A 25,178-nucleotide genomic window follows, 5' to 3' on the forward strand; every position below is an offset into this window, starting at 1 on the left:
CGCCGCTCGTGTACCCCGAAGGGCCTTACCGCTCGACTTGCATGTGTTAAGCACGCCGCCAGCGTTCGTCCTGAGCCAGGATCAAACTCTCCAATAAGGATTATGTTTGATCGCACCGAGCGGAATAGGCTCGGTTCTAGCAATCATTACTCAAAGGAAACCCCTGACGAGGGGTTTCATATTACTGGCTGTGTTTCGGCACGCTGTTGAGTTCTCAAAGAACACGCGCTCATCATCACTCGTCGCGAACACGCGACTCGATCCGAGGCTTGTGCATTCACAAAAGTTTTGGGTTGAAACTACGACGCCCATGGCCTTTGAGCTCAGACGAGCTACCAGCTGGGTCTTCATCGTTTCGCGGTCACCCACTCTACCACACTGGGCGGGAGCTTGGTTCGTGACCTGCCGCACTCCGTTCCGGTTTTCCCGGCCCGTTCCGCGCTGGCAGAGAGAAAGTTACACGCATGCCAACACGGGGTCAAATCGGGGGCACCCCTAGGCCCTGCGGCTTTGAATCCGCAGGTCAGCAGCCCCATCCAGGACCTGCGAACAACGTATCCCAGCCCCATTCTCCTGCACAGTGTGACCGCCATCACACGAAGAAATATCAAGAGCCGCCGCCCCAGGACGGGGCGACGGCTCCAGGAACGAGAAAACCGCTGGTCAGAGCTCCACGCGCACGCCGGCGTTGTTCCGCTTGCCGCGACGCAGCACCAGCCACTTGCCGTGCAGGAGGTCGTCCTTGGCCGGCTTCCACTCCTCGTCGGCCACCTTGGCGTTGTTCACGTACGCGCCGCCCTCGTTGACCGTGCGCCGCGCAGCACCCCGGCTGTCCGCCAGGCCCGACGCCACGAGCAGGTCGACGATCGTCGGCTCGTCGTCCAGCCGCACGGTGCCGGTCGGCGCCTCCGCCAGTGCGGCGTCCAGCGTCGACTCGTCGAGCTCGCGCAGCTCGCCCCGGCCGAACAACGCCTGCGAAGCCAGGATCACCTGCTGGGTCGCGCGTTCGCCGTGCACCAGGTCCGTGAACTCCTGCGCCAGCCGCTTCTGCGCGGCCCGCAGGTGCGGCTTCTCTGCGGTCTCCTGCTCGAGAAGAGCGATCTCCTCCTGCGAGAGGAACGTGAAGAGCCGCAGGTAGCGCAGCACGTCGGCGTCACCGACGTTCACGAAGTACTGGTACCAGGCGTACGGCGAGGTCATCTCCGGGTCGAGCCACACATTGCCGCCGCCAGTGGACTTGCCGAACTTGCGCCCCTCGGCGTCCGTCACCAGCGGCGCGGTCAGCGCGTGCACCGACGCGCCCTCGACGCGCCGGATCAGGTCGACGCCGCCGATGATGTTGCCCCACTGGTCCGAGCCGCCGACCTGCAGCGCCGTGCCGTACTTCCGCCACAGCTGCAGGTAGTCGTGCGACTGCAGGAGCAGGTAGCTGAACTCGGTGTACGACATGCCGTCGCCTTCGAGGCGGCGCTTCACCGTCTCGCGCGACAGCATCACGTTGATCGAGAAGTGCTTGCCGACGTCGCGCAGGAACTCCAGCGCCGTGACCTGGCCGGTCCAGTTGAGGTTGTTCTCCACGATCGCGCCCGTCGACGACGAGTCGAAGTCGACGAACCGCTCCAGCTGACCGCGGATCCGGTCGGTCCACTCGGCGACGGTGTCCAGCGAGTTCAGCGTGCGCTCACCGGTGTCGCGTGGGTCGCCGATCATGCCGGTCGCGCCGCCCGCGAGGACGATCGGGCGGTGCCCGGCGCGCTGGAAGCGGGTCAGCATCAACAGCGGCACGAGGTTGCCGGCGTGCAGCGACGGCGCGGTCGGGTCGAAGCCCGCATAGAGGGTGAGCGGGCCGGAGTCCAGGTCCTTGCGCAGGGCCTCGAGGTCGGTGGACTGCGCGATCAGGCCGCGCCACGACAGTTCGTCAAGGATGTGCTCGCTCACGGCACCGATTCTCCCCTACCAGCTCAAACGGGATTCGACCCGGTCCCAGGCGGGTAGGCCTGAGACAGAGACTGGTGAGAGGACTTGAGCCATGACGTACCCGCGTGAATCTCGTCCCGCCGACCGGCACATCGAAGGCCGCCTGGAGGAGGAACGCCGGACCGAGATGATGCCCGCGCCGCCCGTCGAGCAGCGAGAAGAGGTCATCGAGCGCGTCGACACCAAGGTCCGCGTCGTGCGGACGGTGTGCGCCGTCATCGACGTGATCTGCTGGGTCTTCGCCGTCGTGCTGGCGATCCACATCTTCCTCGTGGTCGCGGGCGCCAACATGGGCAACGGCTTCGCCCAGTTCATCTCCGGCTTCGCCGGCGGGGTCAACCTCGGCCTCAGCGACCTGTTCACGCCGGCGAGCGAGAAGGTCGCCGTCCTGCTGAACGAGGGCCTCGCGGCCATCCTGTGGCTGGTCATCGGAGCCATCCTGACGAGCCTGATCACGCGCATCGCGTTGCCCGTCAACGAACGTCGCGCGTGGTACCGCCGCCGGATCGAGTGAGCAGGGCCAGGACGTCGGCGGCCTCCGGGGCGCCGAGGTCGGTGAAGATGTCGGCGGCCGAGCGCCACATGGCCTCGGCCGCCGCGGCGTCGGTGGCCCGCAGCGCGTGACCGAGCAGGAGCGCGGTGCGGGCCTCGCCGAGGCGGTGTCCCGTCGACCGATGCGCCGCGATGGCCCGGTTCCCGCACGTCAGCGCCTGCGGCAGGGAGCCGGTTCGCAGGTGGATGTCGAGCAGGACGGTGAGGGTCTGCGCCGCGGCGAGGTGGAGCCCGGCGCGTTCGGCCTCGGCGAGGGCGTGCTTCGCGAGGGTGCGGGCGTGGTCGGGCCGGCCCAGGTGAAGGTGGCAGGCGGCCAGACCCGTGAGGGCGACGACCTCGGCATAGCGGGTGCCGGCGTCACGGGCCAGCCGCAACGCCCGTTCGTGGTCGGTGCGGGCGGCGGAGGCCTGGCCGAGGCGCAGGCGCACGGTGCCGAGGGTGTTGAGGGCGTTGGTCTCCACCGGGAGATGACCGGTGTCGGCGGCCAGTGCGACCGCCTGCCGGGCGAGGTCGAGTGCGCGGTCGTGTTCCCCCTGGTCCAGCCGGACACCGGCGAGGATGCGCAGTGACTCGGCCTCGGCGCCGCGATCGCCGACCTCGCGGTGCAGTTCCAGCGCGCGGGTGAGGTGCTCGTCGGCGATGTCGAACCTGCCGAGCAGGTGATACGTCTCGCCGAGGTTCGCGAGGTTCACCGCCTCGTTGTGGCGGGCTCCGAGCATGCGGTGCAGTTCCAGCGCGCGGGCGTGGTGCTCGGCCGCGCGGGCGAGCTCGCCCTGGAGTTCGTAGACGAGGCCCAGGTTGCCGAGGGTGTTCGCCGCTCCCGCCGACCGGCCGGTTCGGATCGCGGTCCGCAACCCCTGCCGGTACCGCTCGGCCGCCTCGGGCAGCCGGCCCTGCCAGAAGTAGGCGGTGCCGAGGTTGCTCAACGAGGTGGTCGCGCCCTCCAGCCAGCCACCGGCCTGGGCGAGTTCGGACGCACGGGTGTAGTGCTCGATCGCGATCTCGTAGTGGCCGAGCAGGCGGTGCAGGTCGGCGAGCGAGAGCTCCGCCGCGGCCTGACCCGTGGGATCCCCCTCGGCCGTCGCGGCGTCGAGCGCGGCCGTCGCGATCGCCAGCCATTCCACCGTGCACATCCGCAGCCAGAAGTAGCCGCGCAGTGAGTCGCACAGCAGCCAGGCGACCCGCCGGGGACCGTGTTCGGCCGCGTGCCGGGCGGCGGCGGCGAGGTTCGCGCGTTCGGTGTCGAGCCAGGTCAGCGCTTCCGCTGACGCGGCAAGCGGTTGCGCCTCCGGGATCGGCAGCCGGGCCTTCTCGGGATAGAGCACCCGCGCGCACGCGTCGAGGCCGTGCAGGTACCAGTCGAACAGCGGGCCCGGCTCGCCGTCGGCCCGCTCGGCCGCGTACAGCCGGAGCAGGTCGTGGAACGCGTAGCGGCCGGGTGCGGGCCGCATCAGCAGGTTCGCGTCAGCGAGCAGTCGCAGGGCCGGCCCGGCGTCGGAACCGAGCAACGCGCCCGCCGCCTCGGCGCCGAAGTCGGGTCCGGGCACGAGACCGAGCAGCCGGAACAACCGCGCCGCCTCCGGTGGCAGGGCCGCGTAGGAGTGGTCGAACGCGACGCGAACCGCGGTCTCGTCGTCGCCGACGACCGCTAACCGGTCGAGCCGGTCGTCCGCGGCGAGCTCGGCGACGTGGGCCTCGACGGTCCGGCCGGACAGCGTCAGATTGGCGGCGGCGATCCGCAGTGCCAGCGGCAGGAACCCGCACAGCCGCGCCAGTTCGGCGAGCGTTTCGGGATCCGACGGACCCAGCGTCCGTTCGAGCAGCGCGATCGCCTCGGCCGGGCTGAGGACCTCCAGTGCGACGTGGGCGGCGCCGTCACGGGCGACCAGGCCGCCGAGCCCCTGCCGGCTGGTCACGACCACCATCGAGCCGGGACCGCCGGGCAGCAGCGGCCGGACCTGGCCGGCGCTGCGGGCGTCGTCGAGCACCACCAGCACCCGCCGGTCCGCCAGCAACGTGCGGTACAGGTCGACCGCGCGGTCGAGATAGAGCGGCACCTGACTGACGCCCAGGGCAGTGAGGAACCCGGACAGCGCCGCGACGGGCTGCATCGGTGCGGTCGAGGCGTGCCCGCGGAGGTTCACGAAGAGCTGGCCGTCGGGGAACCTGGCGCGCACGCTGTGCGCCCAATGCACCGCGATCGCGGTCTTGCCGACACCCGCCGCACCGGCGACCACGACGATCGATCCCGTTGTGGCGTCGAGTCTTTTCAGGTCGTCGGCCCGTCCGGTGAACGCCGGGATCGCCGCGGGCAGCTGCGCGGGCACCAGGGTCGCGGGCGCCGGTGGTGCGGGTTCACCGAGGTGCTGCCGGTAGGCGGCGAGCGCGTCGCCGCCCGCGAGCACCGCCTGTTCCACCTGCCGGGGCAACGCGCTCGGCTCGATGCCGAGCTGCTCGACCAGCGTGGCCCGCAGTTGCCGGAACGCCGCCAGCGCGTCCCCCTGCCGGCCGGCTCCGTACAACGCGAGCATCAGCTGCGCCCACAACCGTTCCCGCAACGGGTGTTCCCGCACCAGGACGGCGAGCTCGGCCGCGAGGTCGGCGAACCGGCCACGGCGCAGATCCAGGTCGACCCGCCGTTCCAGCACCGCCAGCCGGCGTTCGTCCAGCCTCGCCGCCGCGACCCGGCAGGCGTCCAGCGGGACGTCGTGCAACGCCGGTCCGCGCCACAGTTCCAGTGCGGCACAAAGGGATTCGTCCGACGCCGCCAGTTCCTCGAACCGGTGGGCGTCCAGCTCGCCGTCGGCCACCCGCACCAGGTAACCGGGCGACCGGGTGACGAGCCGGTCCGCCGGCAGGACCCGCCGCAGGCCGGCGACGCATCCGTGCAACAGACCCCGCGCTGTTGCCGGTGGGGCATCGCCCCACAGATCCATCACCAGCTGTTCCTGCGACACCACCCGGTTCGCCTCCAGCAGCAGCAACGCCAGCAGTCCTCGTTGCTGCGGCCCGCCGAGGGCGAGCGGCCGGCCGTCGTCCAGTACCTCGAGTGGTCCGAGGATCCTGAACTGGACGGGCACGGCGAGCCTCCACGTGGGGAAGAAGAACTCCCCTCTTGAAGAGTCGCCGTGCCGATCTCAGATACGTGTCAGCGCAGCACCGCGTACTTGACGCGATACCGCCAGTCGGCGGAGTCGGCGGGGTTGTCGTCGCCGTAGTTCACGAAGATGTTGAACTGGCCCGTGCTCACGCCCAGATCACGGATGTGGTTGTCCTTCCCCTGACCTCCGGTCGCCGAGTTGTCCACGAAGAACCCGCGGATCACCTTGTCACCCTGGATGGCGTCTCTCACGACGGATCCCTTGGCGTGCACCAATCCCCCCACTTCGTCGACCGCGGCCAGCCGGGTCGTGGGCACCCAGGCGTAGCCGACGTCGTAGGTGAAGGGGTCGTCGCCGTTCTCGTCCTTGTACACCGTGGTGAGGACACCGCCGGACTCCGTGATGCCGAGCTCGTCCAGATGGTGGTCGCCGTTCTCGAACGTGACCCGGAAACCGGTGAGCACGAACTCGAAGTTGCCCGGTGGCCGGGTGAACAGCTGCACGCTGCATCGACCGGCGCATCCACCGTGGAGCGAATGCTGTGTGATGCCGGTCGGGTCGACCCACTGGTGCGCCACGCCGTAGCTGTACCTGTCGTCGCCGTTCTCGTCGGCGAACGCGACCTCGACCGCGCTCTGTTGCGGCAACGGCACCGCCGCGATCTTGCGGATGTGGTGATCGCTGTCGATGAAGAAGTATCGGAAAGCCGTGAGCAGCGGTGCACCTGTCGCCGTGGTGGACGGGAACACCGTGCCGTTGGCGGTGCCGACCACGTTGTTCAGCGTCTGGATCTGGATCTGGGCGGCGGCCGGAGTCGCCGCGCTCATGAGCGTGGCCGTGGCGAACGCCAGCAGGAACTTGTTTCTGTGCATGGACTTTCTCCCCCTCAGAGCTCGCAGTCCTCGCTGTCGCCGACGTCGACGAAGCACCGGTCGATGCCGAAGCCGCCGATGATCGTGTCGTTGCCGGAGATGCCGTCGACCGAGCTGATGACGTCGTTGGACTGCCCGCCGCGCAACACGTTCGCGCTGCCGTTGCCGGTGATGATGTTGGGACCGACCGCGCCGTTGACGTTCTCGACGTCGGTCCCGTTGTTGTCGCCCTCGCCCGGCTCGCCGTCGTTCGCGACGCCGTCCAGGCTCACGTTGAACGTCCGGCCGGGGCCGAACTGGCGGGGGCTGTAGTTCGCCGTGTCGACGCCCGCGCCGCCGGAGAACGAGTCCGCGCCGTCCAGTGCCACCAAGGAATCGGACACGTCGTTGCCGTCGCCGCCGATCGCGAAGTCGGTGCCCAGGCCGCCGATGAGCTCGTCGTTGCCCTGTTCGCCGAAGAGGTCGTCGTTGCCCGCCTCGCCGGCCAGGAAGTCGTTGCCGGGTCCGCCGAACAGCTCGTCGTCGCCACCACCGGCGAAGATCTTGTCGTTGCCGTTGCCGCCGCCGAGGTTGTCCCGGACCGGGCCGCCGAAGATCGTGTCGTTGCCGTCGTTGCCGAACAGCGAGCCGCTGCCGCCGTTGATCAGCTTGACGGTGTCGTCACCGGCTTCGCCCGCGGCGTTGAAGTTCGTGGTCAGCGTGTCGTTGCCGGCACCGCCGAGCACGATCGTCTGGATCGTGCCCGCGCTCGCGTCGATCACGTCGGCGGCAGCCCCGCCGACGATCCGGGCGACGTCGTTGCCGATGTTGTCGTGCTCGCCGGCGGCGCCGTCGTTGCCGGTGCCGTCGAGGGTGACGGTGACGGCCGTGGTCCTGGCGGAGTAGAGGACCGTGTCGAGGCCGGAGTTTCCGACGAACGCGTCAGCGCCGTCGGGTGTCGCGTCGGAGACCATCGTGTCGTCGCCCGAGCCCCCGTCGAACAGGTCGTCTCCGGTGCCGAGGCACACGGTGTCGTTGCCGCCCAGTCCGAGGACGAGGTCGTTGCCCGCGCCGGCCGAGATGACGTCGTTGCCGTTGGTGCCGATGATCGAGTCGTTGCCCGCGGTGCCGGTGATGGTCACCGGCAGCCCGTTGCAGGTCGCGGCCGCCTGGGCCGGCAGCGCCGGGACGACGAGTGCGCCGACCACCGCTGCGGCGGTCAGGATCGCGTTTCGCATCAGGTTCCTCCCCTACCGTGAGTGCGTGGGGGAACCCTGCCTGCGCGTTGTGGGCAACTTCTGGGAATCGGCTGGGTCAGGCCGTGGTGCGCCGCTTGCCGCCGCGCTTGTACGTGGACACCGCGGGCGAGTCGATCCAGAACCGCCACGGCACGTCCATCGCGACGGCGACACCGACCCGTGGCCCGGAATGCACCTTGTCGACGGGGTCACCGGCGTAGAGGCGGACCGGTGACGCGACGGAGGTGAGGTCGGCGCCGTTGTGCCCGCGGTCCAGGCCGAGGGTGGTGCACAGCCGGGCCGGTCCTTTGGCCAGTTCTGCGTCATTCCGCGCGGACGGCCGGCGTTCGTGCGCGATGTCGTGCCCGGACACCACTTCCCCGGCCCGCAGCAGCACTGCGCCGGGCACGCCGTCGGTCAGCGCCACGACGTTGGCGCAGAAGTGCATGCCGTAGACGAAGTACACATAGAGGTGCCCGGCCGGGCCGAACATCACGTCGTTGCGCGGGGTGCGGCCGCGATAGCAGTGCGACGCGGGGTCGTCCCCGCCGCGGTACGCCTCGACCTCGACGATGCGCACGCGGACACCGTCGGACTCCAGGTACGAGCCGAGGAGGAGCCGTGCGGCGTCGACCGGGTCGACGGACAGCTCCTCCTCGGTCAGCAGCCTAGAAGTCACGTGCCGCCTGGGCTCGTTCGACGAGTCGCTGCAGCTGTTCGGTGACGCGTTCGGGCGCGGTGCCGCCATGGGCGTTGCGCGACGCGATGGAACCCTCCACGGTCAACACGGTACGCACCTCGGGCGTGAGCGCGGGTGAGATGGCCGCGAACTCGGAGTCCGTGAGGTCCTCCAGTCCCACGCCGCGTTCCTCCGCCGCCCGCACGCAGGCGCCCGCGGCCTCGTGCGCGACGCGGAACGGAACCCCTTGCCGGACAAGCCATTCCGCGATGTCCGTGGCCAGTGTGAAGCCCGCCGGGGCGAGCGAGGCCATGCGGTCCGTGTCGAACCGGAGCGTGGCGACCATGCCGGAGAACGCCGGGAGCAGCAGCTCCAGTTGCTCGACCGAGTCGAACAGGGGCTCCTTGTCCTCCTGCAGGTCCCGGTTGTACGCCAGCGGCTGCGCCTTCAACGTCGCGAGCAGCCCGGTCAGGTTGCCGATCAGCCGGCCGGACTTGCCGCGCGCGAGCTCGGCGACGTCCGGGTTCTTCTTCTGCGGCATGATCGAGCTGCCGGTCGCCCACGCGTCGTCCAGCACGGCGAAGCGGAACTCGGCGGTGGTCCAGATGATGACCTCTTCGGCGATGCGCGACAGGTTCACGCCGATCATCGCCAGCACGAACGCGATCTCCGCGGCGAAGTCGCGCGACGCCGTGCCGTCGATGGAGTTCTCGACGGGACCGTCGAAGCCGAGGTCCGCGGCGACCTTGCGGGGGTCGAGGCCGAGGGACGACCCGGCCAGCGCGCCGGAGCCGTACGGCGAGAGCGCCGCGCGCTTGTCCCAGTCGTGCAGGCGGTCCACGTCCCGCAGCAACGCGTGCGCGTGTGCGAGGAGGTGGTGCGAGAGCAGGACGGGTTGCGCGGACTGCAGGTGCGTGCGGCCCGGCATCACGGCGCCCATGTGCGTGCCGGCCTGCTGTGCCAACGCGTCGACGACGTCGAGCACCCCGGCGGAGACCCGGCGAGCCGCGTCGCGCAGCCACATCCGGAACAGCGTCGCCACCTGGTCGTTGCGCGAACGTCCGGCGCGCAGCTTGCCGCCCAGCTCGGCGCCCGCGCGGTCGATCAGGCCGCGTTCCAGTGCGGTGTGGACGTCCTCGTCCTCGAGCACAGGCGTGAACTCACCGGAGACGACGTCGGCCTCCAGCTCGTCCAGCGCCTTCAGCATCCCGGCGAGCTCCTCACCGGACAGCAGGCCGGCGTCGTGCAGCACCCGCGCGTGCGCGCGGGAACCCGCGATGTCGTACTTGGCCAGCCGCCAGTCGAAGTGCGTCGACAGCGACAGGCGGGCCATGGCCTCGGCCGGTCCGGAGGCGAACCGGCCTCCCCACAAAGAACTCACTCTTGACCGTTCTCCTTGAACTCGGTTCCCGCCGCCATCGCGGTGATCAGCTCGGCCAGCTCCGCGCCGGTCAGCGGCTCCCTGGCCACGACCAGGATGGTGTCGTCACCCGCGATCGTGCCGACGATGTCGTTGAGCGCGGCGCGGTCCAGCGCGCTCGCGAGGAACTGCGCGGCGCCCGGCGGGGTGCGCAACACGGCCATGTTGCCGGAGTAGTCGGTCGAGACCAGCAGCTCGTTGAGCAACCGAACGAGCCGGCTCGTGCCGCCCTGCACCCCGCGGACGGGGCTGCCGTCCTCGGGGATGACGTAGACCGGCGCGCCGCCGTCCGCACCCCGGAGCTTCACCGCGCCGAGCTCGTCCAGGTCGCGTGACAACGTGGCCTGCGTGACCTCGATCCCTTCCGCGGCAAGGAGTTTCGCCAGCTCCGACTGGCTGCGGATCGCTCGCTGGCTCACCATCTCGACGATGCGTCCCTGACGCGCGGTCCGGGTCATTTCGAGTTCTCCAGCAACCACACCAGCAACGCCTTCTGGGCGTGCAGCCGGTTCTCGGCCTCCTGCCACACCAGCGACTGCGGGCCGTCGATCACCTCGTCGGTGATCTCCCAGCCGCGGTGCGCGGGCAGGCAGTGCAGGACCGTGGTGTCCACTCCGGTCGCGTTCACCAGGTCGTTGTTGACCTGGTACGGGCGGAACGGGCCGATGCGGTCCTTGCCGTCGTTCTCCTGGCCCATCGACGTCCACGTGTCGGTGACCAGCACATCCGCGCCCTCGACGGCCTTGCGCGGGTCGGTGATCAGCTCGATCGAGCCGCCGGTCTCCGCGGCGCGCCGCTTGGCGTCGTCGAGGAACACCGGGTTCGGCACGAACCCGGCCGGGGCGCCGATGCGGACGTTCATGCCCGCGGTCGCGCCGCCGAGCAGCAGCGAGTGCGACATGTTGTTCGCGCCGTCACCGAGGTAGGTCAGGGTGATGCCGGCGAGCCTGCCGTAGCGGCGGCGGATCGTCTGCAGGTCGGCGAGCACCTGGCACGGGTGGAACTCGTCGGTCAGCGCGTTGATCACGGGAATGCGCGACACGCTGGCCATGGCATCGATGCGGGCCTGCGCGTACGTGCGCCACACGACGGCGTCGACGTAGCCGGACAGGATGCGCGAGGTGTCCTCGATGGTCTCCTCGCGGCCGAGCTGCATCGACCGGCCGTCGATGATCACCGGGTTGCCGCCGAGCTGGGCGATGCCGACCTCGAAGCTCAACCGGGTACGGGTCGAGTTCTTCTCGAAGATCACCGCGACGGCCTTGGGGCCCGCCAACGGTTTCGGGCCGAACCGGTCCGCCTTGTAGGTGTCCGCGAGATCGAGGACCGCGGCCTGCTCGTCCGGCGTCAGGTCGTCGTCCCGGAGGAAGTGCCTTGGGCTCATTTTTCCTCCAGGAAGGTCGGCAGATCCTGTACGAACCGGTGGGCGTCTTCTTCGTCCAGGATCAGCGGTGGCGCCAGGCGGATGACGTCGGGCTGGATGGGGTTGATCAGGTAACCGGCCTGCTGCGCGGCCGCCGCGGCCTTCGCCGAGACCGCCTCTCGCAACGTGATGCCGAGCAGCAGTCCGGCTCCCCGGACCCCGGAGATCCGCGGGTGGCCGAGCGCCTCCACGCCGGTGGCGATCTCCTTGCCGACCGCGGAGGCGTGTTCCAGCAGGCCTTCCGCGGCGATCGTGTCGAGCACGGCGAGCGCGGCGGCGCAGCAAACGGGGTTGCCGCCGAACGTGGTGCCGTGGTGGCCGGGCTCGAAGAGGGTGGCGGCGTTGCCGAAGCCGATCGTGGCGCCCAGCGGCAGGCCGCCGCCGATGCCCTTGGCGAGCGTCATGACGTCCGGCACGATGCCCGCCTGCTGGAAGGCGAACCACGTGCCGAGGCGGCCGATGCCGGTCTGCACCTCGTCCAGGACGAGGAGCGCGTTGTGTTCCTGGGTGATGCGGCGGGCCGCCTGCAGGTAGCCCTCGGGCGGGACGACCACGCCCTGCTCGCCCTGGATCGGTTCGACGAAGAACGCGGCCGTGTCGTCGTCGATCGCCTTTTCCAGTGCTTCGACGTCGCCGAACGGGATGTGTTGCACCCCAGGCACGAGCGGTTCGAACGGCGTCTTCTTGCCGGGCTGGCCGGTGAGGCTGAGCGCGCCCATCGTGCGGCCGTGGAACGCGCCCTCGGTCGCCACGATCTTCGCGCGGCCGGTGCGACGGCTCATCTTGAGCGCGGCCTCGTTGGCCTCCGCGCCGGAGTTGCAGAAGAAGACCTTGCCGATGTCCACACCGGACAGATCCAGCAGCCGTTCGGCCAGCTGCAGCGCCGGTTCGTTGATGTAGAGGTTCGAGGTGTGGCCGATCGTGGCGATCTGCTTGCTCACGGCCTCGACGATCGCCGGGTGCGCGTGGCCGAGGGCGTTGACCGCGATGCCGGTCAGCAGGTCCAGGTATCGGTTGCCGTCGGCGTCCCAGACGTATGCGCCCTCGCCGCGCTCGAGCGCGAGCGTGGGCGTGCCGTAGTTGTCCATCATGGACTTCTGCCACCGGGTCACGAGTACTCCCCCAACACCATCGTTCCAACGCCTTCGGACGTGAAGACTTCGAGCAGCACTGAATGGGCGAGGCGGCCGTCGATCACGTGCGCTCCCGGGACTCCGCCACGGACCGCACGGAGGCACGCCTCCATCTTCGGGATCATGCCGCTGTCCAGTTCCGGCAACAGCTTCTCCAGGTCGTCGGCCCGGATCTGGTGCAGCAGCGAGGACTTGTCGGGCCAGTTCGCGTACAGGCCCTCGACGTCGGTGAGCACGACGAGCTTCTCGGCGCCCAGCGCGACGGCCAGCGCACCGGCCGCGGTGTCGGCGTTCACGTTGTGCGGCACGCCGTCGACGTCCGGCGCGACCGTGGAGACGACCGGGATGCGGCCCGCGCGGACGATGTCGAGCACCGCGTCCGGGTTCACCTCGGTGATGTCGCCGACGAGGCCGAGGTCGACCTCCTCACCGTCGACCAGTGCTTTCCGGCGCGTTGCGGTGAACAGGTGCGCGTCCTCACCGGAGATGCCCACGGCGTAAGGACCGTGCTGGTTGATGAGACCAACGAGCTCCCGGCCGACCTGGCCGACGAGCACCATCCGCACGACGTCCATCGCCTCGGGCGTCGTGACGCGCAGGCCGGCGCGGAACTCGCTCTCGATGCCCAGCCGGTCCAGCATGGACTTGATCTGCGGACCGCCGCCGTGGACCACGACCGGATGCAGCCCGGCGAGCCGCAGGAACACCATGTCCTCGGCGAACGCCTTCTTCAGCTCGTCGTCGACCATGGCGTTGCCGCCGTACTTGATGACGACGAGCGCGCCGCGGAACCGTTGCAACCACGGCAGCGCCTCGATGAGAACGCCCGCCTTCTCCTGTGCGTTCACGGGGCGACACCGACCGTCGAGAGGCCGGTGGTCTCCGGCAGGCCGAGGGCGAGGTTCATGCACTGGACGGCGGCTCCCGCGGTGCCCTTCGTCAGGTTGTCGACGGCGGCCACCACGACCAGCCGGTTCAGGTCCTCGTCCACGGTGACCTGCAGCTGCACCGCGTTCGATCCGAGCACCGCGTTCGTCGTCGGCCACAGTCCCTCGGGCAGGACGTGCACGAACGGCTCGTCCGCGTAGGCCTTGCGGTAGACGTCCACGACATCGCGGTCGGTCTTCAGGGTCGCCGAGCAGGTGGCGAGGATGCCGCGGGACATCGGGGCGAGCACCGGCGTGAACGACACGTCGATCTTCCGGCCGGCGGCCGCGCTGAGGTTCTGGGCGATCTCCGGGGTGTGCCGATGCGCCCCGCCGACGCCGTACGCGCTGGCCGAGCCCATGACCTCCGAGCCCAGCAGGTGCGTCTTCGGCGACTTGCCCGCGCCGGACGTGCCGGAGACCGCTACCACCACGACCTCGTCCTCGATGAGGTCCACCGCGGGAGCGAGCGCGAGGCTCGACACCGTCGGGTAGCAGCCGGGCACGGCTACGCGCTTGGCGTTCTTGAGTTTGGCGCGTTGACCTGGGAGTTCCGGCAGACCGTAGGGCCAGCTGCCGGCGTGGTCGCCGCCGTACCAGCGTTGCCAGGCCTGTGGGTCGGTGAGGCGGTGGTCGGCGCCGCAGTCGATGACGACGGTGTCGTCGCCGAGTTGCGCGGCGATCTCGGCCGAGTGACCGTGGGGCAGCGCGAGGAACACGACGTCGTGGCCCTTGAGCTCCTGCGGGGTCGTCTCGGACAGGACCCGGTCCGCGAGCGGCAGCAGATGTGGCTGGTGCGCGAGCAGTGTGCTGCCCGCGTTCCCGCCGGCCGTGAGCGCGCCGATCTCCACTTCGGGGTGCGCGAGCAGCAGCCGGAGGAGCTCTCCGCCCGCATAACCGCTCGCGCCCGCGACCGCGATCCTCACCGTCATGCGGATGATTATGCACCAGCGTGCAAAATTACTCAATTCGATGGTTGGCAGGTCACAACGACGGGTAGGGGCGCGCGAGTCCCCAATTCAGCCCCTTCGAGTCCTCGATTCAGCCTGTGCACGGAACGAGGACTCGGGGGTGCGGAGTTGAGGACTCGCGGCATGGCCGGTCGGCGATGATGTCCCGGCCGGTCGGCGCTGTCGGGTGCCGGTCGTCCTGACGACGATGGGTGCGTGATGAGCGAGCGACGGGTCCGGCCGGGCGAGGTGGTGCTGGCACTGGCGGTGCTGGCCTTCGGACTGTTACCGCTGGTCGTGCCGCTGCCCCTGCCGACGCACCCGGCGACCGCCGTGCTGACCACGGTGTGGGCGGCCGCGCTCATCCCACTGGCCCGCCGCAAACCGGTGTGGGCGATGCTCGCGACCGCACCTCTGTATGTCACGACGAACTTCTGGGCGGTCGCGACCACGACGTTCGCGGTGTTCATCGCCGCGCGCCGGATCACGCCACGCCGCCGCCTGTGGCTGACCGTGCTCGGCACGGCGGTGGCGCAGGTGGCGTTCAGCGTCATCAACCCAACCCCGCCCGCCACCTCGATGGCCGGGATGGTCGCAGGAGCCGTGTTCGGCACCCTGTTCCTGCTCGTCTTCCCCGCGCTGGCGGGCATGCTGCTCGGGCAGCGCAAGCCGTTGATCCGCCTGCTGCAGGAACGCAACGACTACCTGGAGCGCGCGCAGGCGTTGACCGCGTCGAAGGCGCGGACCGAGGAGCGTTCACACATCGCCGGCGAGATGCACGACATGCTCGGTCACCGGCTGAGCCTGATCTCGATCCACGCCGGGGCGCTGGAGCTCGCGACCGCGTCCAAGGCACCGCAGGTGCAGGAGCAGGCCGAGTTGTTGCGCACCACCGCCGCGCTCGCGATGGCCGAGTTGCGCGAGATCCTGGGCGTGCTGCGCGCCAACCCGGAACCCGAGTCGCTGGACGAACACGTCGGCACGCGCTCGGACGTCACGCAGTTCGTCGCATCCTCGGTCGAGGCGGGGCTCGACGTGCGGCTGGACTGGTCCGGCGACGACGTCGCGGACGCCGACCCGCGCACCCGGCGCGCGATTCATCGCGTGGTGCGCGAGGGTCTGACGAACGTGCACAAGCACGCCCCCGACGCCCGCACACGCGTCTCGGTGACGGTTCTCAACGGACGCGCGCAGGTGCTGGTGGTCAACGCGACTTCGGGGGCCACTGCGGGTCCGGGCACCCGGCGCGGCCTGGTCGGCCTGGAGGAACGCGTGGGTCTGCTCGGCGGCCAGTTCGCCGCGGGACCCGCGGTCGAGGGCGGGTTCCGCGTCGCGGCCGACGTGCCGCTGCACCCGGTGCTGGTGTCCGACGCGGCGGCCGAGCACGTGGTCGAGGCGCCCGCCCCGATCGCCGCCGAGGTGCTCACGCTGCCGCGCGTCATGGCGTCCGGCTGCCTGGGCGCCCTGGTCGTCGTGCCGGTGTTCGGCATCATGATGATGCTCCTGCTGCTCAGCACGTTCGGGTTGACCGCGCAGCTCACCCCCGAGCAGTACGCGAGCCTCACCGTCGGCACCGAGGAGAGTGCGATCACCGAGGAGTTCGGCATCGGGCGGGGCGACGACACGTGCGTCAACTACCTGGCGGCCGACGCCTCCGCCTCCGAGTACCGGCTCTGCTTCACCGACGGCAAGCTCGTCAGCAAGGAAGAGATCGTTGGTTAGGCTCCGGAGAATGATCCGGGTTCTGATCGCGGACGACGAAACGCTCATGCGCGCCGGCATTCGGCTCATCCTGGACAACGCCGACGACATCTCCGTGGTCTCCGAGGTGTCCGACGGCCGCGCCGCCGTCGAAGCGTGCCAGTCCGGGGACGTCGACGTGGCGTTGCTCGACATCCGGATGCCCGGCGGCGACGGGCTTTCGGCGGTCGCGGAGATCGTCGAACGAGGCGTCAACGCCGTCATGCTCACGACGTTCGGCGAGGATTCCTATGTGGCCACGGCGATGCGCGCCGGCGCCACCGGGTTCCTGTTGAAGGACACGCCACCCCGGGACCTGATCCACGCCGTGCGCGTCGCCGCGTCCGGGGAGCTGATCCTCGCGCCGCAGATCACCCGGCGGCTCGTGGAGCGGCACCTCGCCGCTCCCAGCGGCAGCGCGGACGCGGGGGCGTTGGTGGAGCGGTTGACCGAGACCGAGCGCGCGGTGTTGAAGCTCGTCGGCGCCGGAATGTCGAACGCGGAGATCGGCGCCGAGCTGTACATGGGAACCGGAACGGTGAAGGCGCACATCAGCCGCATCCTGCCGAAGCTGGAGTGCGCGAACCGCGTGCAGGCCGCCATCATCGCGCACGACAGCGGCCTGCTCGCGCGCTAGAAACCGAAGCGGTCCAGCGCCCGGATCTTGTTCGTCGCGTCCAGCGCCGCCACCTTGTAGGCCTCGGAGAGCGTCGGGTAGTTGAACACCGTGTCGACGAGGTAGTCGACCGTGCCGCCACAGCCCATGACCGCCTGTCCGATGTGGACCAGGTCGGTGGCGCCGGTCCCGAACACGTGCACCCCGAGCAGCTTGCGGTCCACAGTGGACACAAGGAGCTTGAGCATTCCGTAGGCGTCACCGACGATCTGGCCGCGCGCGAGCTCCCGGTAGCGCGCGATGCCGACCTCGTACGGCACCGCGGAGGAGGTCAGCTCGGCCTCGGTCGCGCCGACGTAGGAGATCTCCGGGATCGTGTAGATCCCGATGGGCTGCAGGGCCGCCAGCTCGTTCGCGGGCTCACCGAACGCGTGGTACGCCGCGAGCCGCCCCTGATCCATCGAGGTGGCCGCCAGAGCGGGGAAGCCGATGACGTCACCGACGGCGTAGATGTGCTCGACCGACGTGCGGTAGTGCTCGTCGACGTGCAGCCGCCCGCGGTTGTCGGCCTCCAGCCCGGCGTTGGCCAGCTCGAGCTTGTCCGTGGTGCCCTGGCGGCCCGCGGAGTACATGACGGCCGCGGCGGGGATCCGCTTGCCCGACGCCAGGGTGGTGACGGTCTGCGACTCCCCCACCGCGACGTTCACGACCTTCTCGCCGAAGCGGAACGTGACCGCGAGGTCGCGCAGGTGGAACTTGAGCGACTCGACGACCTCCGGGTCGCAGAACTCCAGCATCTTCTCGCGCTGCTCGACCACCGTGACGCGGCTGCCCAGCGCGGCGAACATCGAGGCGTACTCGATGCCGATCACGCCGGCGCCGACGACCACCAGCGACGACGGGATCTCGGTGAGCGCGAAGACCTCGTCGGAGTCGAGGATCCGCTCCTCGTCGAAGTCGACCTGCGCCGGGCGCGCGGGCGTCGTACCCGTGGCGATGACGATGAACTCGCCGGTGATCTGCGTGCGGTCACCACGGTGCGAGCCCTCGACGGCAACGGTGTGCGGGTCGACGAAGCGGCCAAGACCGTTCAGCAGGTCGACGTGATTGCGGTGCAGCTGCGCGCGCACGACCTGAACCTCGCGGCCGACGACGTGCTGCGTGCGCGCCATCAGGTCGGAGATCGTGATGTCCTGCTTCACGCGGTAGCTCGCGCCGTACAACTCGCGCTGACTCATGCCGGTCAGATAAAGCACCGCTTCACGAAGGGTCTTGCTCGGAATGGTTCCCGTGTTCGCGCAGACGCCGCCGACCATGTCCTGCTTGTCGATGATGGCAACGCGTTTTCCCAGCTTGGCACCAGCGATTGCGGCCTTCTGGCCGCCTGGACCCGATCCGATCACGATCAGGTCGTAGTCGTACGACGTCATGGTCGTCAGCCTACTAAGACAGGGTGGATTCCACTCCGTAACGAATTTCGAACTGAGACGTGACGCTTTCCGTTACGGGAGCCATGACCGAACTACGCACCTTCCGTCTGCCCGAGCTCGTCACCGGCTCGGACAGCGACATCGAACTAGGTCGCCGGCTGATCGCCGCATGGCAGGCCGACGGCATTCTGCAGATCGCTACGGACGCGGTGCAGGATCGGAAGACCGAAGCGGCGATGGCCGCCAGCAGAGAGTTCTTCCACGGGTTATCACTCGAGGAGAAGGCGAAGCTCGTCAGCGACCTCACCTACGCCGGCTACATCGCGTCCGGCGAGGAGGTCACCGACGGCGTCGCCGACTTCTCGGAGATCTTCACGGTCTGCAAGGACGTTCCGCTCGACGACTCCCGCGTCCAGGACAAGTGGCCGTGTCACGGCCCGGTTCCGTGGCCGTCCGAGTCGTACCGGGTCGCCATGAACGACTTCATGGGCCTGCTCGGCGAAGCGGGCGAGAAGATCCTCCAACTGACGGCACTGGGCTTCGGTCTGGAGATCGACGCGTTCACCCGGCTGACGGTGGACGGATGGCACCACATGCGCGTACTGCGGTTCCCCGAGGTGAAGGAGGACTCCGACCGCGGCATCGGCGCGCACACCGACTACGGCATGCTCGTCCTGGCGGCGCAGGACGACGTCGGCGGGCTCTACGTCCGGCCGCCGATCGACGGCGAGGTCCGTCCGCGCAACTGGCTGCCCGACGAGAGCGCGGCGGGCTGCTTCCAGGACTCCGAGGGCTGGAACTTCGTCCAGCCCGTCCCGAACGTGCTCACCGTGTTCCCCGGCGACATCCTGCAGTTCCTGACCGACGGTGCCCTGCTCTCCACGCCGCACAAGGTCCTGCTGAACACGCGGGAACGCTTCACCATGGCGTACTTCCACGAGCCCAACTTCGAAGCCGTGGTGCGCCCAATCGACAACCCTGCCGGTGATGACGTGATCCACTACGGCACGCACTTCACCAACATGTTCATGCGGTGCTACCCGGACCGCGTGACCACGCAACGGATTCTCGCCGAGGACCGGCTGTCGATCCTCGACGAGCTCCGCACGGGAGTCCGGCACAGCTGACGCCTCAGACGGGCTTGCCGTTGATCCTGGTGTTCGGGAAAGTCACGTTCTCCGTGTTGGTCAGCTTGTTCCCACCGCGAGCCACCGACATGAACGTGCAGTTGGAAACCACGACATCCCGCACCTTCGACGCGGCAAGCCCGTCGATCTCCACCGCGTACTCCTTGGTGCCCGCCACGGTGACGCGGTCGATCGTGATGTTGCGGACCACCGGGTTCATCACCGGGCCGGGTCCGGACGACGAGTAGTTCATCGTGATGAACAACGGCGACTTGGTGAGCTTGTTGCCGGTGATGTTCCTGAGGTGCACCCCGTCGATGACGCCGCCGCGGTGGTTGCCGGTCTTGAGGAACAGTACGTACCAGAGCTGGTCCGCGGTGTTGGCCGGGTTGACCTTGCAGTTGCGCGCGAACACGTTGCGCGCGCCGCCGGAGGCCTCGGAGCCGACGCAGATCGCGCCGCGGTTGGAGAACACGAACGTGCAGTCCTCGATCACGATGTTCTGCGACGGCATGTTCACGCGGCGGCCGTCGACGTCGCGGCCGGACTTGATCGCGATGCAGTCGTCGCCGGTGTTGAACGTGCAGCCGACGATGTGCACGTCGGTGCAGCACTCCGGGTCGACGCCGTCGTTGTTGCCGCCACCGCCGCGCGAGTTGACGGTGATGCCGGAAACGGTGATGTTGCGCGACTTCACCGGGTGCACGCTCCACATCGGCGGCCGCTCGATGGTCACGCCGCTGATCAGGATGTTGGCGCACTCCACGAACTGGATCATGTTGGGCCGCAGCTTGTGGCCCTCCCCCAGCTTCCGCTGCGCGACGGGCGTGTTCCCGGCACCCCACTTCTGCAGCAACGTCCAGTCGGACCCGCCACCGCCCCAGGGTTTCCACGTCTGACCCTGGCCGTCGAGCGTGCCGCCACCGGTCAGCGCGATGTTGGTGGCACCGTTGGCGTAGAGCAACGACCGGTAGTTCAGGCACTCGATGCCCTGCCACCGGGTGGGCACGATCGGCAAGTACTTCTTCGGGTCGGTCTGGAACCTGATCGTCGCGCCCTTCTCCACGACCAGGTTCACGTTGCTGAGCAAGGTGATCCCGCCGGTGAGGAACACGCCGCCGCGCACGACGACCCGGCCGCCGCCCGCGGCGTTGCACGCCTCGATCGCCTTGCGGAAGGCCGCGGTGTTGTCGGTCGAGCCGTCGCCCTTGCCGCCGTACGCGGTGACCGCGAACTCCTTGTCGGGGAAGGTCGGCGGCTTGATCCGCTGCAGGATCTCCGCGACGCCGTCCCACGGGTCGGCCAGGGCCACGCCCGGTGTCGCGAACAGGCCGGCGGCGACCAGGCCCGACACCTTGAGGAAGTCACGACGTGAACCGGACATCACACCTCCACTGCAAACGTTTACAGCGGCGGCGTGCGTGAGCCTATACCGTGCTCGCGTGGCCCCCAAGCACTCGCTGATCGCCGCCGTCCGCACCGGGCTCAGGGAGCTTGCGAACCCGGACAAAGCGCCGGACATGCAGGCGTACATGAAGTCCGAGATGCCCTATCTCGGTGTGCAGAAGCCCGCTCGGAAGACCGTCGAGAAGGCCGTCTTCGCCGCGCACGTCATCGCCGAGCCGGCCGACTGGGTGGACACCGTTCTGACGCTCTGGCGCGACGCTACGTACCGGGAAGAGCGGTACATCGCGATCGACCTTTCCGGGGATCGCCGTTATGCGGCGTGGCAGAACTCCGGGCTGCTGCCGATGTACGACGAGCTGATCGTCACCGGGGCGTGGTGGGACTACGTCGACGAGATCGCGAACCGACGGATCGGGCCGCTGCTGCGCGCGGAGCCGCTCGTCCTGAAGCCGATCATGCTCAAGTGGTCGGTCGACGCCGACAGGTGGCGCCGCCGGACGTCGATCATCTGTCAGCTCGCGTCGAAGGCCGCGACGGACACGGACCTGCTCGCGTCGTGCATCGAGGCCAACGTGGACGATCCGGACTTCTTCCTGCGCAAGGGGATCGGCTGGGCGTTGCGCGAGTACGCGAAGACCGATCCCGCCTGGGTGCGGGGGTTCGTCGCCGCGCATCCGGGGCTGTCGGGGCTGTCGAAACGAGAGGCGATGAAGCACCTGTAGTCACTACGGTGACGCGGTGACCCAGGTGATCGTGTTGAACGGCGGCTCCAGTTCGGGCAAGTCCGGGATCGCCCGCTGCCTGCAGGCGGTGCTGCCGGACCCGTGGCTCGTCTTCGGCATCGACGGCCTGATCGACGCGATGCCCGCCAAGGGCGCGGGCATCGCGTTCGCTCCCGACGGCGACGTGCGGATCGAGGCCGGGTTCCGGGAGCTCGAGAAAGCCTGGATGGCCGGTGTCGCCGCGACCGTCCACGCCGGCGCCAGAGTGATCATCGACGACGTCTTCCTCGGTGGCGCCGCCTCACAGCAACGCTGGCGGGACGCGTTGGGCGACCTGGACGTGCTCTGGGTCGGCGTCCGCTGCGACCCCAGGACCGCGGCCGGGCGGGAGATCGCCCGCGGCGACCGCGTCACGGGCATGGCCGAGTCACAGGCCGAGATCGTCCACAACGGAGTCCACTACGACATCGAGGTCGACACGACGCGCACCGAGTCGATTGACTGTGCGCGAGAGATAGCTCAGTTCTCGCCGCGGACGGCCTGACCGGAGTAGGTCAGCGGGAACACGAGGTCAGTGCACTCGAGAGGCACGTCGTTCGACACCCTGACGACCATCTTGACCTCGACCGACTCGCCCTTGGGGATGATCAGGGGCTCGGTCACGGTCTCGACGGACAGCACGCCGGACGGGCACTCGGGCACCCGGTTCTGCGCCGCGTCGACCGGCTGGCCGGGCACGGCCGAGAGCTGCTTGACGATGATGTCGACGCTGTTCGGGTTGCTCAGCCGCACCAGGCGGGCGCCTTCCTTGCCGGGCCGCAGCTCGACCGCCGCGCCGGAGATGTCGTTGATCTCGAACGGCTTGAGGTCGCTCAGCCCCGACTCACCGCTGCTGACCGAGTACGCCATCGCGGGCAGCTTGGGCTCGGGCCACGTCAGGTGCATCGCGGCGACGACGGCCGCCCCAACCATGAGGATCGTCAGAGAGACGGCGATCTCCAGCCGGGGACCCAGACTACGCATGGCGCAACTCCATACTTTGTTGCTCCAGGCGGTGGGTTCGCCTCTAGCTCCCCGCCGGACCGGCGACCAGACTCGCCCGGCGGTTCATCGCTTCGCCCCTCGGCCCAGCGGGCCGCGTCGCCAATCTTGGAGAACGTTCAAACGCCGCGCAAGCGTCTCATGCGCGCCGACATGCCCGTGCATTTCGGGACCTTCGGCACCTTGACAGCTACTCAGCGCCACCACCTGCGCGTTTGAGCCCAAACCCAGCGGTAACCTGTTGATCCGTTCGAGCGAACTTGTCTCAACAGATTTTCTGGGCTGTGACCGTCTCGGGACCCAGCCACCCATGACGCGAAAAAGGCCCGCGGTTCCGAAGAACCGCGGGCCCAACACTCGAGACCGGCTAGGCGCGAAGCGCCGCTCCGAACGCCTCGGTCGCCGCGGCAACGGCGCTGTCGCGAGCGCTCGTCGCCTCTTCCACCGTCAAGGTGCGGTCGGGTGCGCGGAAACGCAAGGAGTACGCGAGCGACTTCTTGCCCTCGCCGACCTGCTCACCGGTGTAGACGTCGAACAGCCGGATGTCCTCCAGCAGCTCGCCGGCACCTGAGGTCAGCACCTCCGAGACGGACTGCACCGGCACCGACGCGTCGACCACCAGCGCCACGTCGAGCAGCACCGGCGGGTACGCCGAGACCATCGGCGCCGGGCGGTGGTCTTCGAGCGGCAGCGCGTCGAGGTCCAGCTCGAACGCCACCGTGCGCTTGGGCAGGCCCAGCGCCTCGACGACCTTCGGGTGCAGCTCGCCGGCGTGGCCGACGGGCCAGTCGCCGACGCGCAGTTCGGCGCAACGGCCGGGGTGCCACGGCAGCAGGTCCGAGGCCACCACCCGAAGAGAAACCCCGTAGGCCTTGGCCGCGAGGCGGGCGGCCTCGACCGCGTCCGCCCAGTCGGCCTGCCGGCCCTTGCCCCACCAGCCCGCGTGCTCGCGGTGCCCGGTGAGCACACCGGCCACGTGCAGCGGCTGCTGCGGCAGCGCGGCGAGCATCGAGGCGACTTCCTCGTCCGAGGGCCGACCGGCGACGCCCAGCGACGGCACCGGAACCGGCTGCGCCTTGGGCAGCGTCACCTGCGCGATGTTGTACAACGCCACGTCGCGGGCGCCGCGCGCCAGGTTGCGTTGGAGGGTCTCCAACAGGGCGGGCAGCAGAGTGGTCGCGAGGACGTTCTTGTCCGCCTCCAACGGGTTCAGCACGCTCACGGTGTTGCGGCGCACGTCGTCCGCGGCCAGTCCGAACGCGTCGAAGACCGAAGGCGAGATGAACGGGAACGGCTTCACCTCGGTGAACCCGTGCTCCGCCAGGGCACGCCACACCGTGCGGCGGCGGCGCTGCTGCTCGGTCAGGCCGCGGCCGGGCGGGGCGGGCGGCAGCACGGACGGGATCGTGTCGTACCCCTCCAGCCGCAGCACCTCCTCGACCAGGTCGGCGGGCTGTGTGAGGTCCGCGCGCCACGTCGGCGGCACGGCCGTGACGATCGTCTGCGCGTCGTCGGACGTGGTCACCTGGACCTGGCAGCCGATCTGGCCGAGGCGCCGCGCGGTGACGCCACGGGCGTAGCGCACGCCCGCGACGCGGTCCGGCAGGTCGATCGGCATGGACACCGGCTCGGGCAGCGCGGGCGCGCCCACGTCGGTGCGGCCGGGCTTGATGCTGCCGTCGCCGTAGTGCATCAGCAGCTTCGCGGCCCGCTCCAGCGCGACCGGCGCCAGCGCCGGGTCGACCGTGCGCTCGAAGCGCTTGGACGCCTCGGACGGCAGCTTGTGCCTGCGGACCGTGCGCGCGATCGACGCGGGCTCCCAGTTCGCCGCCTCCAGCAGGATGTCCGAGCTGTTGTCGCGAACCTCGGTCGACGCACCGCCCATGACGCCGGCGAGCGAGATCACGCCGCTGTCGTCGGCGATCACGATGTCGTCCGGGTCGAGCTCGCGGACCTGGTCGTCCAGCGTCGTGAGCTTCTCCCCCGCCGTGGCACGGCGGACGACGAAGCCGCCCTGCAGCGCGGCGGCGTCGAACGCGTGCAGCGGCTGGCCCAGCTCGAGCATCACGTAGTTGGTGATGTCGACCGACAGCGAGATCGAGCGGATGCCCGCGAGCATCAGCCTGCGCCGCATCCACCACGGCGTCGGCGCGGTCGGGTCCACGCCCGTCACGCGGCGCGCCACGAACCGCGGGCAGCCGGTGCGGTCCTCGATGTGGACCGGCCACACCTCGCCCTCGGCCTCCGGGATCTCCACCGTGCCGGGGTCGCCGAACGGCACGTCCATCGCGCAGGCGATCTCACGGGCCAGGCCGCGCACCGAGAACGCGTAGCCGCGGTCCGGCGTCGGGGCGACCTCGATGACCGTGTCGCTCAGGCCGAGCAGCTCGATCGCGTCGTCACCCGGCTGCGCGGTCCCGCTGGGCAGCACGAGGATGCCGGAGTGGTCGTCGCCGATGCCGAGCTCGTCGGCGGCGCAGATCATGCCCTCGCTGGTGCGGCCGTACGTCTTGCGCGCGGTGATGGTGAAGTCGCCGGGCAGCGTCGCGCCGGGCAGCGCGACGACGACCGAGTCGCCCTCGACGAAGTTCGTCGCACCGCAGATCACGTTGTTGACCTGGTCCGGACCGACCTCGACCTTGACGTACCGGATGGGCTTCTTGAACTCGCTGAGCTCTTCGATCTCCATCACGCGACCGGCGACGATCGGGCCGGAGACGGGTCCGAGCGGCCGGACCTCCTCGACCTCGATGCCGATCCGGGTAAAGGCCTCGGCGAGCTGGTCGGGCGTCGGCTTCTCGTCGAACTCCAGGTGCTCGACCAGCCAGGTAACCGGGATGCGCAT

General features: G+C 69.4%; 21 protein-coding genes and 1 rRNA gene. 6 read left to right on the plus strand and 16 right to left on the minus strand.

What is annotated here, in order from left to right:
* Both QSK35_RS40825 and tyrS read right to left on the minus strand, forming a co-directional pair.
* Positions 1-97, minus strand: a 16S ribosomal RNA gene (locus QSK35_RS40825); the annotation flags it as partial.
* A gap of 566 nt (positions 98-663) precedes the next feature.
* Positions 664-1,938, minus strand: a complete 1,275-nt coding sequence (gene tyrS / locus QSK35_RS40830; protein WP_285753519.1) for a tyrosine--tRNA ligase — start codon at positions 1,936-1,938, stop codon at positions 664-666.
* 91 nt (positions 1,939-2,029) lie between these two features.
* On the opposite strand from tyrS, the gene QSK35_RS40835 reads away from it, so the two are divergent.
* Positions 2,030-2,491 (plus strand): hypothetical protein, encoded by a 462-nt coding sequence (locus QSK35_RS40835; RefSeq protein ID WP_285753521.1) that lies wholly within the window; start codon positions 2,030-2,032, stop codon positions 2,489-2,491.
* Here the strand turns inward: QSK35_RS40835 and QSK35_RS40840 are convergent.
* The 10 genes from QSK35_RS40840 to argC all read right to left on the minus strand — a co-directional run bounded on the left by QSK35_RS40840 (position 2,451) and on the right by argC (position 14,232).
* Complete coding sequence (locus QSK35_RS40840) at positions 2,451-5,609, minus strand: AfsR/SARP family transcriptional regulator (RefSeq protein WP_285753523.1); 3,159 nt, start codon at positions 5,607-5,609, stop codon at positions 2,451-2,453. The two genes, QSK35_RS40835 and QSK35_RS40840, sit on opposite strands and share 41 nt — an antisense overlap.
* Before the next feature lie 68 nt (positions 5,610-5,677).
* Complete coding sequence (locus QSK35_RS40845; protein WP_285753525.1) at positions 5,678-6,502, minus strand: hypothetical protein; 825 nt, start codon at positions 6,500-6,502, stop codon at positions 5,678-5,680.
* Between the two features lie 14 nt (positions 6,503-6,516).
* On the minus strand, positions 6,517-7,719 hold the full coding sequence (locus tag QSK35_RS40850; RefSeq protein ID WP_285753527.1) for a calcium-binding protein: 1,203 nt from the start codon (positions 7,717-7,719) through the stop codon (positions 6,517-6,519).
* A 76-nt stretch (positions 7,720-7,795) separates the two neighbouring features.
* Positions 7,796-8,398 (minus strand): DNA-3-methyladenine glycosylase, encoded by a 603-nt coding sequence (locus tag QSK35_RS40855; RefSeq protein WP_285753529.1) that lies wholly within the window; start codon positions 8,396-8,398, stop codon positions 7,796-7,798.
* Positions 8,388-9,779 carry an argininosuccinate lyase gene (gene argH / locus QSK35_RS40860; protein WP_285753530.1) on the minus strand — a complete coding sequence of 464 codons (1,392 nt, stop codon included), beginning with the start codon at positions 9,777-9,779 and terminating at the stop codon, positions 8,388-8,390. Before argH ends, QSK35_RS40855 begins: the two co-directional genes overlap by 11 nt.
* A complete protein-coding gene (locus QSK35_RS40865) occupies positions 9,776-10,276 on the minus strand; it encodes an arginine repressor (RefSeq protein ID WP_285753532.1) in 501 nt (166 codons plus the stop codon). The genes argH and QSK35_RS40865 overlap by 4 nt, the downstream gene beginning before the upstream one ends.
* The gene (argF, locus tag QSK35_RS40870; RefSeq protein WP_285753533.1) at positions 10,273-11,202 is read right to left on the minus strand and encodes an ornithine carbamoyltransferase; all 930 of its coding nucleotides are present in this window, start codon (positions 11,200-11,202) and stop codon (positions 10,273-10,275) included. Before argF ends, QSK35_RS40865 begins: the two co-directional genes overlap by 4 nt.
* The gene (locus QSK35_RS40875) at positions 11,199-12,332 is read right to left on the minus strand and encodes an acetylornithine transaminase (RefSeq protein ID WP_285753581.1); all 1,134 of its coding nucleotides are present in this window, start codon (positions 12,330-12,332) and stop codon (positions 11,199-11,201) included. The genes argF and QSK35_RS40875 overlap by 4 nt, the downstream gene beginning before the upstream one ends.
* Before the next feature lie 17 nt (positions 12,333-12,349).
* Positions 12,350-13,222: an acetylglutamate kinase gene (argB, locus tag QSK35_RS40880; RefSeq protein ID WP_285753534.1), complete on the minus strand. Its 873-nt coding sequence runs from the start codon at positions 13,220-13,222 to the stop codon at positions 12,350-12,352.
* The gene (gene argC, locus QSK35_RS40885) at positions 13,219-14,232 is read right to left on the minus strand and encodes an N-acetyl-gamma-glutamyl-phosphate reductase (RefSeq protein ID WP_285753536.1); all 1,014 of its coding nucleotides are present in this window, start codon (positions 14,230-14,232) and stop codon (positions 13,219-13,221) included. Before argC ends, argB begins: the two co-directional genes overlap by 4 nt.
* A 237-nt stretch (positions 14,233-14,469) precedes the next feature.
* Between argC and QSK35_RS40890 the strand changes: the two genes are divergently transcribed.
* A complete protein-coding gene (locus QSK35_RS40890; protein ID WP_285753538.1) occupies positions 14,470-15,972 on the plus strand; it encodes a sensor histidine kinase in 1,503 nt (500 codons plus the stop codon).
* Positions 15,973-15,982: 10 nt separating this feature from the next.
* Positions 15,983-16,627 (plus strand): response regulator, encoded by a 645-nt coding sequence (locus QSK35_RS40895; protein ID WP_285753540.1) that lies wholly within the window; start codon positions 15,983-15,985, stop codon positions 16,625-16,627.
* Here the strand turns inward: QSK35_RS40895 and sthA are convergent.
* Positions 16,624-18,036 (minus strand): Si-specific NAD(P)(+) transhydrogenase, encoded by a 1,413-nt coding sequence (gene sthA, locus QSK35_RS40900; RefSeq protein ID WP_285753542.1) that lies wholly within the window; start codon positions 18,034-18,036, stop codon positions 16,624-16,626. The two genes, QSK35_RS40895 and sthA, sit on opposite strands and share 4 nt — an antisense overlap.
* Before the next feature lie 83 nt (positions 18,037-18,119).
* On the opposite strand from sthA, the gene QSK35_RS40905 reads away from it, so the two are divergent.
* On the plus strand, positions 18,120-19,163 hold the full coding sequence (locus QSK35_RS40905; protein WP_285753544.1) for a 2-oxoglutarate and iron-dependent oxygenase domain-containing protein: 1,044 nt from the start codon (positions 18,120-18,122) through the stop codon (positions 19,161-19,163).
* A gap of 4 nt (positions 19,164-19,167) precedes the next feature.
* Here the strand turns inward: QSK35_RS40905 and QSK35_RS40910 are convergent, their stop codons facing one another.
* Positions 19,168-20,547, minus strand: coding sequence for a glycoside hydrolase family 28 protein (locus tag QSK35_RS40910; protein ID WP_285753546.1), 1,380 nt, complete (start codon positions 20,545-20,547; stop codon positions 19,168-19,170).
* A gap of 58 nt (positions 20,548-20,605) precedes the next feature.
* Here QSK35_RS40910 and QSK35_RS40915 point away from each other — a divergent pair, with 58 nt between their 5' ends.
* Together QSK35_RS40915 and cpt are read left to right on the plus strand one after the other, a co-directional pair.
* Positions 20,606-21,292, plus strand: coding sequence for a DNA alkylation repair protein (locus QSK35_RS40915; protein ID WP_285753548.1), 687 nt, complete (start codon positions 20,606-20,608; stop codon positions 21,290-21,292).
* Positions 21,293-21,308: 16 nt separating this feature from the next.
* The gene (gene cpt, locus QSK35_RS40920; RefSeq protein ID WP_285753550.1) at positions 21,309-21,836 is read left to right on the plus strand and encodes a chloramphenicol phosphotransferase CPT; all 528 of its coding nucleotides are present in this window, start codon (positions 21,309-21,311) and stop codon (positions 21,834-21,836) included.
* Here the strand turns inward: cpt and QSK35_RS40925 are convergent.
* Together QSK35_RS40925 and pheT are read right to left on the minus strand one after the other, a co-directional pair.
* Entirely contained in the window at positions 21,812-22,315 is a 504-nt protein-coding gene (locus QSK35_RS40925; protein WP_285753551.1) for a hypothetical protein, read from the minus strand. The genes cpt and QSK35_RS40925 overlap by 25 nt on opposite strands.
* A 385-nt stretch (positions 22,316-22,700) precedes the next feature.
* Positions 22,701-25,178, minus strand: a complete 2,478-nt coding sequence (gene pheT / locus QSK35_RS40930) for a phenylalanine--tRNA ligase subunit beta (protein ID WP_285753552.1) — start codon at positions 25,176-25,178, stop codon at positions 22,701-22,703.

The organism is Lentzea sp. NBRC 105346, from assembly GCF_030269605.1.
Taxonomy (GTDB): domain Bacteria; phylum Actinomycetota; class Actinomycetes; order Mycobacteriales; family Pseudonocardiaceae; genus Lentzea.